At 37.0% G+C, this 14,159-nt stretch carries 10 protein-coding genes; 7 read left to right on the forward strand and 3 right to left on the reverse strand.

Translation table 11 applies throughout. The features are described from left to right. Positions 1-131: 131 nt before the first annotated feature. The 3 genes from AC559H_RS03785 (at position 132) to AC559H_RS03795 (ending at position 4,981) form a co-directional block, all read left to right on the forward strand. On the forward strand, positions 132-2,984 hold the full coding sequence (locus AC559H_RS03785; protein ID WP_026793779.1) for a glycerol-3-phosphate acyltransferase: 2,853 nt from the start codon (positions 132-134) through the stop codon (positions 2,982-2,984). A gap of 131 nt (positions 2,985-3,115) precedes the next feature. Continuing rightward, positions 3,116-3,763 carry an ApaLI family restriction endonuclease gene (locus AC559H_RS03790; RefSeq protein ID WP_071782555.1) on the forward strand — a complete coding sequence of 216 codons (648 nt, stop codon included), beginning with the start codon at positions 3,116-3,118 and terminating at the stop codon, positions 3,761-3,763. 24 nt (positions 3,764-3,787) lie between these two features. Next, positions 3,788-4,981: a DNA-methyltransferase gene (locus AC559H_RS03795; RefSeq protein ID WP_026793780.1), complete on the forward strand. Its 1,194-nt coding sequence runs from the start codon at positions 3,788-3,790 to the stop codon at positions 4,979-4,981. Here AC559H_RS03795 and AC559H_RS03800 read toward each other — a convergent pair. Next, positions 4,978-5,886: a hypothetical protein gene (locus AC559H_RS03800; RefSeq protein WP_026787020.1), complete on the reverse strand. Its 909-nt coding sequence runs from the start codon at positions 5,884-5,886 to the stop codon at positions 4,978-4,980. The two genes, AC559H_RS03795 and AC559H_RS03800, sit on opposite strands and share 4 nt — an antisense overlap. A gap of 368 nt (positions 5,887-6,254) precedes the next feature. Between AC559H_RS03800 and AC559H_RS03805 the strand changes: the two genes are divergently transcribed. Continuing rightward, positions 6,255-8,504 carry a protein-arginine deiminase family protein gene (locus AC559H_RS03805; RefSeq protein ID WP_026793781.1) on the forward strand — a complete coding sequence of 750 codons (2,250 nt, stop codon included), beginning with the start codon at positions 6,255-6,257 and terminating at the stop codon, positions 8,502-8,504. After that, entirely contained in the window at positions 8,504-9,871 is a 1,368-nt protein-coding gene (locus AC559H_RS03810; RefSeq protein ID WP_036831075.1) for a 2-succinylbenzoate--CoA ligase, read from the forward strand. The genes AC559H_RS03805 and AC559H_RS03810 overlap by 1 nt, the downstream gene beginning before the upstream one ends. Here AC559H_RS03810 and AC559H_RS03815 read toward each other — a convergent pair. Together AC559H_RS03815 and menA are read right to left on the reverse strand one after the other, a co-directional pair. Continuing rightward, complete coding sequence (locus AC559H_RS03815; RefSeq protein WP_174236010.1) at positions 9,849-10,265, reverse strand: DoxX family protein; 417 nt, start codon at positions 10,263-10,265, stop codon at positions 9,849-9,851. The genes AC559H_RS03810 and AC559H_RS03815 overlap by 23 nt on opposite strands. Positions 10,266-10,330: 65 nt before the next feature. Continuing rightward, a complete protein-coding gene (menA, locus tag AC559H_RS03820; protein ID WP_026787017.1) occupies positions 10,331-11,230 on the reverse strand; it encodes a 2-carboxy-1,4-naphthoquinone phytyltransferase in 900 nt (299 codons plus the stop codon). 345 nt (positions 11,231-11,575) lie between these two features. On the opposite strand from menA, the gene AC559H_RS03825 reads away from it, so the two are divergent. Both AC559H_RS03825 and thiL read left to right on the forward strand, forming a co-directional pair. Then, positions 11,576-13,057: an isochorismate synthase gene (locus AC559H_RS03825; RefSeq protein WP_026793784.1), complete on the forward strand. Its 1,482-nt coding sequence runs from the start codon at positions 11,576-11,578 to the stop codon at positions 13,055-13,057. 86 nt (positions 13,058-13,143) lie between these two features. Then, complete coding sequence (gene thiL / locus AC559H_RS03830) at positions 13,144-14,157, forward strand: thiamine-phosphate kinase (RefSeq protein WP_026787015.1); 1,014 nt, start codon at positions 13,144-13,146, stop codon at positions 14,155-14,157. Positions 14,158-14,159: the final 2 nt, after the last annotated feature.

Raw genomic sequence — 14,159 nt, forward strand, 5'->3', positions numbered from 1 at the left:
TATAATGATACCTTGACTATTATCTCATTTTTGGTTAATTAAATGTTAAAGATTCTATTGATGACATCCTACCCCAATTAACCCTAGGATCTGATGCTGAAGATCTTACTGATTACCGGAGAATATTTCTGATGTCTTTTTGGGTGATTGTATTACTATTAGCAGGTAGCTTTAGTTTGGGGACATTACCCCTAACGGGTTGGGTTGTCCGACTCCTATCTGGCAAAAAATTATCAGAATTAGGCACAGGAAATATTAGCGTTTCCGCCGCTTTTTATCAAGGAGGAAAACAAGCGGGAATTATTGCTGTTATCCTAGAAATAGCACGAGGAATTATTCCAGTTATTACTGCTAAGATTTTATTCCCAAATGCTCCAGTTTGGCAACTGGTGAGTTTAATTTTATTAGTCGCAGGACGATATTTTGTTGCTAAAGGAGGCGGAGTTACCAATGCAACCTGGGGAATATTAGTTTATTCTCCAATTATTGCGATTAGTAGCGGAATCACCGGATTATTCATCTGGAGATTCAGTTATTTATTATTGCCAATTTCTAAATATTCCTCCCGACTTTGGGCTTCCCGTTTAGGGTGTTTAAGTGGGCCATTTTGGGTCTGGTTTTGGCATCAAACCCCTGAATCTCCTCCTTTGTCTCCTGGGGAATTGGTGGCAGTTATGGGGTTATCTATTGAATTAGTGATGATTAATTTAGCTCAAAAAGATGATTTAGGATTGTATATGAAACAACAGTTTTTTGCTTTAGAAAATAAACTAAATATTAAACAATGTGGCGAAAAAGCCACCCGATTAAGTGAATTAAAACGGGCAGGATTTAAAGTTACTTTAGGATGGATTTTGCCAGCAATTAACCGTTTAGAAGATGTAAATATTTCTTGTAAAAAAGAAATTGATCCGATTAATTTTCCCTTAATTGTCCGTTCATCTGCGGTGGGAGAAGATAGTAACTATGCTTCAGCCGCGGGACAATATCAAACCATTGGCCCTGTTTATTCCGCTTCAGAATTACACGAGGCAATTATTCAATGTCGTCAATCCTATTGGACTCCAGAAGCCATTTCCTATCGTCAAAATCAACAACTTCCTGATATGGGAATAGCCGTATTAATTCAACCCTATTTAGTCAGTGAAGTCGCCGGGGTAATATTTACTCGTAACCCCTTAGATGGCGATTCACAAATTATTATTGAAGCCTTACCAGGAGGGGCAGAATCCGTTGTTGGCGGGCAATTTACTCCGATTCATTTAGAAATAGAAATTAATACCTCTATTGATGATTTAGAACTACCTGATATTTTACCAAAAACAGTTATTTTGGAATTAGTCAAACTCGCCCAAGAAATAGAAACCTTTTATCATGGTTTACCCCAAGATATTGAGTGGTGTTGGGATGGGGTAAAAGTCTGGATTTTGCAAACTCGTCCCATTACCAATTTACACCCCATTTGGACGCGAACCATTGCCGCAGAAGTGATTCCTGGGGTAATTCCCCCCCTAACTTGGTCAATTAATCGCCCCTTAACCTGTGGAGTTTGGGGAGAAATCTTTACCTTAGTTTTAGGGAAAAAAGTAGCAAAATTAGACTTTAATCAAACCGCTACATTATTCGGTTCTCACGCCTATTTTAACGCCACCTTATTAGGGGAAATCTTTACCTTAATGGGACTACCAGAACAGGGGTTAGAGTTTTTAGTCCGAGGACAAAAAATGGGAAAACCTCCAATTGGTAAACTCTTACCTTCCTTAGCAGGTTTATGGCGATTAATTCAACGAGAACGACATTTAGATCAGGATTTTCAAGAGGATTTAGAACAGCTATTTTTACCAATATTGCAACAATTAGAGGCGGAATTGTCCTTAGAATCCCTAACTTTAACCCAACTTTTAGAACGGTGTGAAACCATTCAAACTATATTAAAATCAGCCACTTTTTATAATATAATAGCCCCGATTGGGTTAGCAATTCGACGAACATTATTTAAAGTATCTGATAGCTGGATACCAACCCAAACCGCCCCAGAAATTGCCTCAATAGAAGCCTTACAAACGATTGCCAATAACATCAGAGAAACCTTCAAAGAACCCGAACAAATAACCCATGAATCCTTTAATCAAATTTTAGCTAAAAATCAACAATTTGAAACTTGGTTACAAACCTACGGCTATTTAAGTGAAGTCGGAACCGATATTTCTGTTCCTAATTGGTTAGAACAACCAGAGATATTAAAAGAAATGCTCTTTAAAATCGTTAAAAATCCTAACTACCGCATAGAAAATTTAACGGTTTCCAACTTAACCCGATGGGAAAGATGGCGGCAAAAACAATGTTATCAACGCACCCTAACAAAAAGCCAAATCGCTGAAATTTACGGTAAACTTTTAGCTCATTTACGATGGACAATATTAGCCATAGAATCCCAAGCAATAACCCAGGGAGTATTAGAAAATGCTGGAGATATTTTCTATTTAGAATGGGATGAAATTAAAGATTGGATAAAATCAGATATTGCCACGGATTTTGTCTCTAAAATTAGTCAACGGAGGCAAATTTTCATAGAAGATAGCGATCGCACTGTTCCGGCTATTATCTATGGTAATATATTACCGAAACCTCGATCAAAAACCATACAAAATCCGGCTTTTTTACAAGGTATTCCTGCTAGTATTGGCTGTGTAGAAGGAACCGTTAAAATCTGCCGGAGTTTAACCAATATTATTGATCAAACTGAGAATATGATTCTCGTAGTTCCCTACACCGATGCCGGATGGTCGCCAATTCTCTTAACAGCAAAAGCGATTATTTCTGAAGTCGGCGGACAACTTTCTCACGGTGCAATTATCGCCAGGGAATATGGCATCCCGGCGGTGATGAATATTCAAGGCGCTACTACCTATTTAAAAGACGGTCAACGGGTGCGAGTTGATGGTTATCAAGGGACTGTTGAAATTTTGGAGAGTAGGGAATAGGGAATAATGAATCGAGAATCTAGTATTAAATATATTGACATGATGAACAACTTAAAGCTATAATCAAACTATTCCATCATAATGTTAATTAAATATAACTTATACTTGTCTATAAAAATATTATTTAATTTATGGCATCTATCACGAATTCAAGTTTGGAAGAAAAAATCCATAATTTAGCACAAAAATCTTCCGAAGCTCTACTAAAACAAATCAACTTTCGTTTAGAAGAAATGAAAGTTGATGACACCTCTCATTTTCTAATCTATAGAGTTTTGGGCATCACTGAGCAAGAAGGAAGATTAATAGATATTTATCAAAACAAAGGTCGTTTTTTATATAAATATGCAGGTTCATTTTTAGAGAAGGCTACTCAATTATCTTTCCTAGAAAAATACCCTGATTCAAAATCAGTCAAAATTACTAATACTCTGGGTTCAAGACCGAAAACATTTGAAATTGATTGTTTAGAAGGAAATAATGCCATTGAAATTAAATGGAGAGATGCAACAACAGATGGAGATCATATTACAAAAGAACATACTAGAATCAAAGCTATATCAACCGCAGGTTATAAACCTATTCGTATTATGTTTTATTACCCCAATAGGCAACAAGCTATCAGAATTCAACAAACTTTAGAGACACTTTATAAGGGTATTGGCGGTGAATATTACTATGGAGAGAGTGCATGGAACTATGTAACTGAAAGAACAGGCATAGATTTAAAAGCAATTTTACAAAGAATTGCGGATCAAAATACGGCTTCTGATGAATAATAATTGATTAATCCATTAAAAATTATGAGCAATACTTACAATATTATTCAAGGAGACTGTCTTGATATCGTCCAAGGAATGCAGCAAAATTCCGTTAATCTGATTTATTTAGACCCACCTTTTTTTACTCAGAAACAACATTCTTTAAAAACGAGAGATAGACAATTTGAATTTAGCTATGATGATTTATGGGAAAGTCATCAAGATTATGCAAAATTTCTTCATGATAGGTTAGCTGTTCTATATAACGTTTTAAGGGAAGATGGGTCAATTTTTGTACATTGTGATACCCATGCTAATTATATTATTAGAGCAATTTTAGATCATATTTTTGGTCAAGAAAATTTTAGATCAGAAATTATTTGGAGTTACAAACGATGGTCAAATTCTAAAAAGGGATTGTTACCCGCCCATCAAACCATATTCTTTTATTCTAAGACAAATCAATTTATTTTTAATCCAATTTATTGTGATTATTCAGAGTCTACGAATATTGATCAAATCTTACAAAAACGTACTAGAGATGAGCATGGTAAAGCCGTTTATGCTAGGGATGATCATGGGGAAATTATTCCTGCTGATCCCAAAAAGGGAGTGCCATTAAGTGATGTTTGGGAGATTCCCTATTTAAACCCTAAAGCTAAAGAGCGTGTGGGTTATCCCAGTCAAAAACCAATTTTACTCCTAGAACAAATCATTGAATTAGCCTCTAATCCTGGGGATATTATATTAGACCCTTTTTGTGGAAGTGGTACAACAATTATTGCGGCTAAATTATTAAATCGTTCAGCCTGGGGAATTGATATTTCCCCCGATGCTGTTCAAATTTCTAAAGATAGATTGAAAACCCCAATTAAATCCGAATCTTTGCTCCTTCAGAAAGGTCGAAAAGCCTATCTTAATGCCAATGAAGATGCACTAAATATTATTGCTAGTTTAGATATTATTCCAGTTCAAAGGAATCAAGGAATAGATGCAATTTTAAAAAAAAATTATCAAGGAAAACCAGTTCCTATTCGGGTACAGCGCCAGGGAGAAAGCTTACATAAAGCACTCGCTTTACTGAATAAAGCATCTCAAATTAAAGGGGCTGTAAAATCTATTTTAGTCAAAACATCTGATGATCTTTTTGAGCTTGAAATGACAGATATTCCCGACCATATCATGATTATAGAAGCCCCTGCTTATGCTGTTCAAAAAGGGTTTTACTTAAATTAAATTGTCGCTTCAGTTATCCCTAAAAATTGTTGTGTTTGTTCAGTTATACCAAATAGGCGATCGGCATGACAAAAGATTTCCCAAGAGCGAATTCCCATAAAACCAATCCCGACAACCGCTAAGGGTATGGCAGCGGCACCTAAAAGCGTGGCAATGGGGGGAAATATCATACAAACTGTTAACAGAATGGCGGTAATTACACCCCCCGCAATAGCCGCTTTTGCCGTGGCGGTGGCGACGTTTTTAACTAACTCTGATTTGGTAATTTTGCCTTCAACGTACAATAAAGAGTTTTCTAAAATAGAAAATACTAACTCAATAACTCCCGCAACAATCGCTCCTTTAAGAGTTGCCCCAACGATTTCGGCAACTGCTGTTTTAAAAGCGGCGTCCGCTAAAACCTTCTTCGCCGCGGCTAATTCTTTGTGGGTCATGTCCACCCCACTGCGCTTACGATTCACCATGAAATTTTCAAAAATCCCATTATTTGCTTCGCTTCCCCCGCCATTAACGTGGGCTTTGATGTGACTCCAATCTTTACCTTGACGGAAATTACGAATGGCTTCTGGCCCTTGGGCACGAATTTGGGCGGGTATAGATTCAAACACCTTGGCGGCTTCTTGAACACTTCGCATTCCCTCACGCACACCTACTGTAGCAAATTTGAATTGTAACTGTCTGGGTAGGTTTTCAAACCTGATATTATGGGCGACTTTAAAGGCTTCCTGAGTCACAACGACCCCAGCACCAACCATGGAAGCGGGGGCGGATTCTACCCATGTCGTTACCACATTGGCACTGTCTTGAACCTTGGCAGCCATTTGGTTAGCCAAATTTTGGGTATTGTCAACTGTTTCTTGAACCTTGGCAGATAGAAATTCGAGGGGATTAGGGTTAATTTCCATATTGATCCGGTTTGCCTGGTTAGTTATTTAATTGTTCTCACTATAGCAGAAGCAAAACCTTTTATAAACAGGACTTACGAAGTCACTCCAGATATAGCTTTGATGGTGCGTTACACTGCGCTAACACACCCTACTGATAGGGACTTACGCAAATTTGGGGATGTAACCCTAGATGTAGGGGTAATTCATGAATTACCCCTACTATTGATAGCGGTGATGCGTCAGTCCTGAGAATATCAGGAGGGCGAAAAGACCTCGCTCCTACCATTAATAATTTTAAAATTTGCCTCTTTAAAAAGGATTGAGGGATATCTGATCAACAGTTAGCCAATTTCAGGTACAATTAATCAGGATATCTGAGGTTAAGTATGAATTGGATGCGCTACATTGCTGTTGCTTTAATTAATGCTTTGGGTGTAGTTGTTGGAATTATCCTAGTTCCCGCCCCGTCAACTTTAGCCCAATCTTCACCAACGGATCTCAATTTGGAGTATCGGATTAATGACTCCGGGGTGCAATTTCAAGGATTTGAAGCAGGCAATAATGGCAATTTTAACACAGAAACCACAGAAGTTACACCCAAATCCTTAGAGGAATTATATCAATTACAGGATTTGATCAAAGCTGAATTGAAGAAAGTTTCTAGTCCTCCTGATATTAATAGTAATTTAGAAGTTTGGCAATATCAACTACAACTGAAACAATATGAAACTTTAGTTAAAGCTAATCGCCAAGTTGAAGCTCAAATTAAATTTGAAGAAAAAACCCTGGAAACTTGGAATCAGGTGATTAAAATAGCCACTAAAGCAGCAAATTTTGGCAAACAATCTGAAACTAATACAATAGAAGATTGGGAAACCGCACAACAATTATGGATTCAAGCGATTGATACCCTACGGAAAATTCCTAAAGAGTCTTTTCTGAGTTCTAAAGCTATTGATAAAACCGTAGAATATCAAGGTTATTTAGCGATCGCCACCTATCAACGCGCCTTAATCCAACAATCCCAACAACAACAACCAGAAAAACCTCAAACAATTTCCCCCGTTTCCGTTGCTAATCCTCAATTTCCCGGTTTTAAACTTTATGGAGATACCAACCGAGATGGTATTGTGAATGAACAAGATCAACAACGCCCGGAACAATGGTCTTTATCCCTAGGGCCGTTAATATTATTTAATAATGATGATGATGATGTTAATGGATTACCCGATTGGCGAGATAAAATAGTTAATGGGGCTGAAGATGAAAAGGATTTGGCTTTGGTTCATTTTAAAGTTAATCCAGAGTACAAAGGTTCGGAATTATTGCTCACCGTTGACGAAGCAGCACAACCCTATATTAATATTTTCCAGCAAACTTCAACCGGGTGGAAAGCTATTGATTTATCGGGTGCAACGCCTTTAGAATTTAGTTCAGATATTGTTTTAGGAGTAGAAGCAAAACAATTTGCTAATAGCAATTGGTCGGGTTTAGTTAATCTAAAAGCCATCGCTCGGAAACAAGGAATTGTGACCGCAACGGATAGCATTTCTATGGGAGTTGCTCCTTGGATTATGTCTGATAATACTGAATCGGTTTCTGAGGTTCATATTAGCGATCGCGGTGATAATCAAACTATCATTAAAGATGTAAAAACCATTGTTGAAAAAACTGGAGCAAAGGTTAAAGTCACACCTGGAGCGACTTTGTGGATGCAGGGAACTCAAGAAATCGGCTACGTTCAGTTTCCTAAACCTGAAGGATTAGAGCAATATCCGGTGGTTTTAAAAGGCAATCGGAGTGAGGAGAGTGATGATTATGCTAAATCTTTAATGAATCAAAATTTTGGCTGGTTTGAAGTGGGTAAACCTCGTCAATTAGATGCTTTTAATCAATGGGCAGATTGGTATAATAATTTAGCCGTAACTCCCGCTTTACCTGATTATCCTTTGGGAAGAATTTATTATGGCACAGCCGATAATGTTAGTTTAAATCCCGAAGTTGTTGAGTTTTTAAAAGCCCAAAAAGTTCAAGGTAATCCCGTTGCTATTGATACTTCTTGGTTAATGTTGCGTCATGTTGATGAAATTATTAATTTTATTCCTAGTGCTTCCGGTGAACCTTTAATGTTAATTGCTAGTCCAGAAGAAGGAGTTAAACTATTAAAAGAACTGGAAAAACAAGGTTATGAAGGAGCGGCAATTAATCGCGGATTAAGCACTCAAACCACCGTCAGAGCTACTTTAAATAATCAATTATTAATCCAACATAATCTGAATTTACAAAAACAGAAAATCGAACCCTTAATTAATCAACTCAAAACAGAATTTAATCTCAGAAATAACCAAATTATTAGAGTTCCGGCTTTATTTAGTTATAGTGGGTATGCTTGGTGGCCCAATTTAATTAATTCGGTTTATGTGAATGGGGAATTGTTAGTTTCTAACCCTAAAGGAGCATTAATTGATGGACGAGACTATACCCAGGAAGACTTTAAACGTCGGGTTGCGGTTGCTGGAATTAATGTTAATTTCTTAGATGATGAATATTATCAAGAATTACAGGGAAATATTTACAGTGCTACTAACACGACTCATGTAGGAAATGAGCAACCATTCTGGCAAGATATACCCTAGTGAATATAATTGATAAAATTCAAAATAGATTAGTTTTAAACAATCAAGACTCTTTAATTGATCGTTATAAAACTCATTTACAAACTATCAATCAATGGATTAAACTTAATAAAAATTATCCTAAAATTCTAATATCAGAATCCGACCCTATTTTATTTTTATCGGCTTTTATGACTGCGATAACGGCAAAATGTCCGATTTTTTTATGTAACCCTCAATGGGGACAACAGGAATGGACACAGGTTTATCAAATAGTTAAACCCAATTTATTAATATCTCAAGGTAAGATCTTAGACTATCAAAACCCCTTAAATTCTAATCATGAAAACCTCAAAAGTTTGACTATGATTCCCACGGGAGGAACATCGGGAAATATCAAGTTTACTGTTCATCATTGGGATAGTTTAATAGCTTCAGTTCAAGGAGTCAAACAATATTTTAATGTATCAGCTATTAATTCTTTTTGTACATTACCTCTTTATCATGTTAGTGGATTAATGCAGTGGATGCGATCGCTTTTAACCGATGGACAATTGATTATCACATCCTTTAAGACTGTAGAAGCAGAAGAATGGATTAATTTTAATCCCACTGACTATTTTATCTCCTTAGTTCCGACTCAATTACATCGTCTATTACAATCTCCATCCCTAACCCATTGGTTATCTCAATTTCAGATCGTATTATTGGGAGGAGCGCCACCTTGGTTAGAATTATTAGAACAGAGTCGTTTACATCAAATTCCCCTAGCTTTAACCTACGGAATGACAGAAACCGCCTCCCAAATTGTGACTTTAAAACCCTCGGATTTCTTACGGGGTAATAATAGCTGTGGACAGGTTTTACCCCATGCTGAAATTAAAATATATGATAAAAATGGAAAGGAATTAAAAACTAATCAAACAGGAATAATTAAGATTAAAGCTGATTCTTTAATGTTAGGATATTATCAAGATAATTTTAATCCAAACTTACGAATTAATACCTTTACACCCGATGATTTAGGCTATTGGGATGAACAGGGATATTTAACCTTGGTAGGGAGACAAACTAATAAAATTATTACCGGGGGAGAAAATGTATTTCCCACCGAAGTAGAAGCAGTAATTCGTGCTACGGGTTTGGTTAAAGATATTTGTGTGATTGGAAAAACCGATCAATATTGGGGTGAAATTGTTGTTGCGGTGTATGTTCCTGATTCTAAAGAGGTTTCACAAGCTCAATTAGAACAAGCAATTTTAGGAAAATTATCTAAATTTAAACACCCAAAATTATGGATTTCTGTAGAACAATTACCTCGCAATTCTCAAGGAAAAATCAATCAACAACAGATTAAAGAATGGATTATGGATTATCAGGATCAGTAAAATCAGTATTACTCATGGTAATATGTTCATCAACACTCACTGGCCCAGCCCCAAAATAGGTAATCATCAATAACCCGCCCATAATAGATAAATTCTTGAGGAAATCAATTTTTTCTGAGGGAACTTCCCAAAAATTATGAAAAATCACCGTAGCGGGAATTAAAAATACAATCAGAAGCCAAGCCCCCCAACGAGTTTTATAACCTAATACTAAAGATAATCCACCTAAAATTTCAACAGCAATTGTTCCAACCAATAATACCCCAGCCAAAGGTAATCCTCGTCCCGTCATCATAGTTTGAGTATCGGCAAAATTGAAGATTTTATTAATAGCTGCGTGTATAAAAATTGTTGCTAAAAATGTTCTACCGATTAAGGGAATAAACTGAATCATTATTTAACCTCTAGTTGCTTTGTTTTCTTCTGGGTGGAATTAACCCACCCTAATAATAGATTCAATTAACCTAAAATCAAACCAATTCCTAAGAATAAGCCACTCCAAAACTGTAGAGCAATAGCGATAAACTTGCAATTGCTGACTAAGTTAGGTTGATTATGGTATTGACTGACATGGCGACAAAGTTTAATCCCAGAGGGAATTGCAACAAAACTAAGTAGAGTCCAAATCGGGAATATTCCCCATAGGACAAATCCACCCGTCAGAATAAAAATACTACCACAAAACCAAGGTAAAAGTTTTGCTCCCCGTTCGGTTCCTAAACGAACAATCGGGGACTTTTTCCCCGCATTAATATCATCTTTAACTTGATGAAAATGGGAACAAAAGAGAACTAAAGTAATCGGAATTGCCACAATAATTGAGGTGGCTAAACAGACCCAAGACCAGTTTTGAGTTTGGCTATAATAGGCGGCGGAAACTCCCAAGGGCCCAAAGGCAAAGAAACATAAAAATTCCCCTAAACCTTGATAACCCAAACGAAATGGCGGCCCCTGATATAAATAACCTAAGCCACAGCAAAGCAGAATTAAGCCTAGAACCGTTAGATCCTGTTGCCACCAACAAATCCCTAATAAACCTAAAATTGCTAGGGCTAAACAGCTATTTCCCATAGCCATAACTAATGATTTATTTTCGGTCAAATTGACTAAAGAATGATGTTTATTTTTGTCAATTCCCGTTTCTGAGTCAAAGACATCATTGAGAATATTTTCCCAAGCTAAAATTAAAATAGCTGCCGTAATAAAAGTGGTAAAAATTTTCCAATTAATCGTAGAAGTTTCAAAAACAGCAACAGCAGTTCCCACCCAAATTGGCATAATTGCCACACTATACATCGGGGGTTTAATCGCTGCTAACCATAATTTATTTTTTGAGGCTGCAATTAATTCTGTGGTCATAGAAACAGGATTTTAAACTTTGACTGGCTTATTGTCCCATAAGACTATCTGATCATGCTAGAGGACTTGAAAAAGGTTGAATCTGATACTGACAGGACTAATACCCGCAAGGAGGGTAGAGGAAAGGTGGTGTGGGTGTCCGGTGTCTGTCACAGTTGGGAAGTAGGGGAAGGAGGGAAGAATTATGAACTTTTTTTACAGACTGAGGGCAATATTTTTAGAGGGTAGATTATGAATAAGGGGTAAATGACTCTGAAAGTCGTTAACATAGATTAAAATAACATGAGTTGACGATTTTTCGGTGACAGTTTTCCCTATTTTAACCTTTTTTTGTTCATTTTTTATATGCCAGTTTTTCCTTCTGCAACCCCGTTATTGCAAGATCGCCAAGAACTGCATCGTTTTTTGTTAGAGTTTCAAAATTATGGATTACAGGACTATCAGACTAAAATTCTGAGCATTGCCCATGAAATTCAATGGATTGATCCTTTAGCAATTTTACAGCAATTTTATCATCCAAATTTAATTCATTTTTATTTTGAAAAACCTCAATTTGAGGAGTCCTTTGTGGCGGTTGATACGGCTATTAAATTCACAACGGCGGGAAAAAATAGGTTTATTGAAGCGCAAAAATTTATTCAATCTTGTTTAGATAAAACCGTTATTATTGGTTCTAAAAATAGCAATTTACCTAAACCTTATTTTTGTTGTAGTTTTACTTTCTTTGATCAATATTTTAATCCTAATTTATCCTTGAATTGCGGACAAAATCCTTCAGTTGAACCGGAAAATATTTACTTTCCACCGACTACCATATTTTTACCTAAATGGCAAGTGATTAGAAAAAAAAATCGCTGTATTTTGATTGTTAATATTGTTTTGAAGAAAAACTCTAAAATTGAAAATATTTTGAGTGATGTTTGGTATAAAAGTCAACAAATTAATGGGTTAGAAACCACCTCAATTCCTTCTGTCACCAGTAAAACCCCTAGTTTATTATTAACCCAACAAGTGGAAACTGACCCCAAACCCTATTTACAATTTAAACAGTCTGTCCATTCTGCTTTAGATTTAATTAACTCTAAATCCTTGAAAAAATTAGTTCTTTCTCAACCGATTGATGTGGTGTCTAAAACCCCATTTAATTTAATTCATTCTTTAAATAATTTAAGACTTTTGTATCCTGATTGTTATATTTTTTCCACGGGTAATGGCAAGGGTCAACAGTTTATTGGTGCGAGTCCAGAAAGATTAATTAGTCTGAAAAATAATCAATTAATTACTGATGCCTTGGCGGGTTCAGCCCCTCGCGGAAAAACACCAATAGAAGATATTAATTTAGGTCAAGAATTACTCAATAGTGAAAAAAATCTGCGGGAACATCAAGTGGTAATAGATTTTATTATCGAACGTTTATTAAGTTTGGGTTTAACCCCAGATTTAACGGATTTACCTTGTTTAAGACAACTCACAAATATTCAACACCTTTGGACACCAATTAAATGTCAAGTTTCAACCAATATTCATCTCTTGGAAATATTATCACAATTACATCCAACTCCCGCCGTTGCGGGAACTCCCAGAGATATTGCCCAACAACATATCCATAATTATGAAAATTTTGATCGCTCTCTTTATGCCGCCCCCATTGGTTGGATTGATCATCAAGGAAATGGAGAATTTGTGGTGGGGATTCGTTCGGCTTTATTAGACGGAAATCGTGCTAGACTCTATGCAGGAGCCGGAATTGTTGCGGGTTCAGAACCGGAAAAAGAAGTAGCTGAAATTCAGTTAAAGTTACAGGCTTTATTAAGAGCATTAGTGTGAGGGGGAATTACGAATGGGTAATAAACTGGTAGAGACGCGCCATGGCACGTCTCTACTGATGACTGATAACTGATGACTGATTTACGATGCTAATTAAAGATATAGGAGAACAGGGTTTACTGGAAATTGTTAAGGGTTTTTGTCCCTCGGAAATTGTGGGGGATGATGCGGCAATTTTGGCGGTTTCTGGGGATGAATCCTTAGTAATTACTACGGATATGTTAGTAGATGAAGTACATTTTAGCGATCGCACTACATCACCTTTTGATGTGGGTTGGCGTGGCGCTGCGGTGAATTTATCCGACCTGGCGGCTATGGGTGCTTTTCCCATCGGAATTACCGTCGCATTAGGAATAACAGATAATAAAACCGTTAGCTGGGTAGAACAACTTTATCAAGGATTAACCACCTGTTTAAATCAGTATCAGACGCCGATTGTGGGTGGCGATATTTGTCGGTCGGCGGTAACTTGTATTTCTATTACTGCTTTTGGAAGGGTTAACCCAAAATTAGCAATTCGGCGTTCCGTTGCCCGTCCTGGCGATAAAATTATAGTTACTGGAGATCATGGGGACTCCAGGGCTGGATTAGAATTACTCCTACATCCCGAATTAGGAGCCGAATTAACAGCTAATCAACGTTTATCCCTAATTCAAGCCCATCAACGGCCCCAACCCCGCTTGGATATTGTCCCGAAATTGCAAAGTTTTTTAGCCTCCCATCCCCAGACAACAATTGCGGGAATGGATAGTAGCGATGGACTGGCCGATGCGATTGTCCAAATCTGTCGAGGAAGTCAAGTCGGGGCTAAAATCCAACGTCCTCAAATTCCGATATCTCAAGCCTTAAAAACCTTTGTTTCCCCGCAAAAAGCAGTTTATTGGGCTTTGTATGGGGGCGAAGACTTTCAACTGGTATTGTCTGTGGCTGCGGATATAGCTGAAATAGTTGTCCAATACCTAGGAAAAACCGCCACTATTATTGGTGAAATTACTGCTAATCCAGATATTTTATTAATAGATGATGCTGAACCCTCAACCATTGAAAAACTATCCTTGAGTCGAGGATTTCAGCACTTTTCACAGATAACAAGCAGTTAAAA

Origin of the sequence: Planktothrix prolifica NIVA-CYA 540, from assembly GCF_963864145.1 — a bacterium.
Taxonomy (GTDB): Bacteria; Cyanobacteriota; Cyanobacteriia; order Cyanobacteriales; family Microcoleaceae; genus Planktothrix; species Planktothrix agardhii.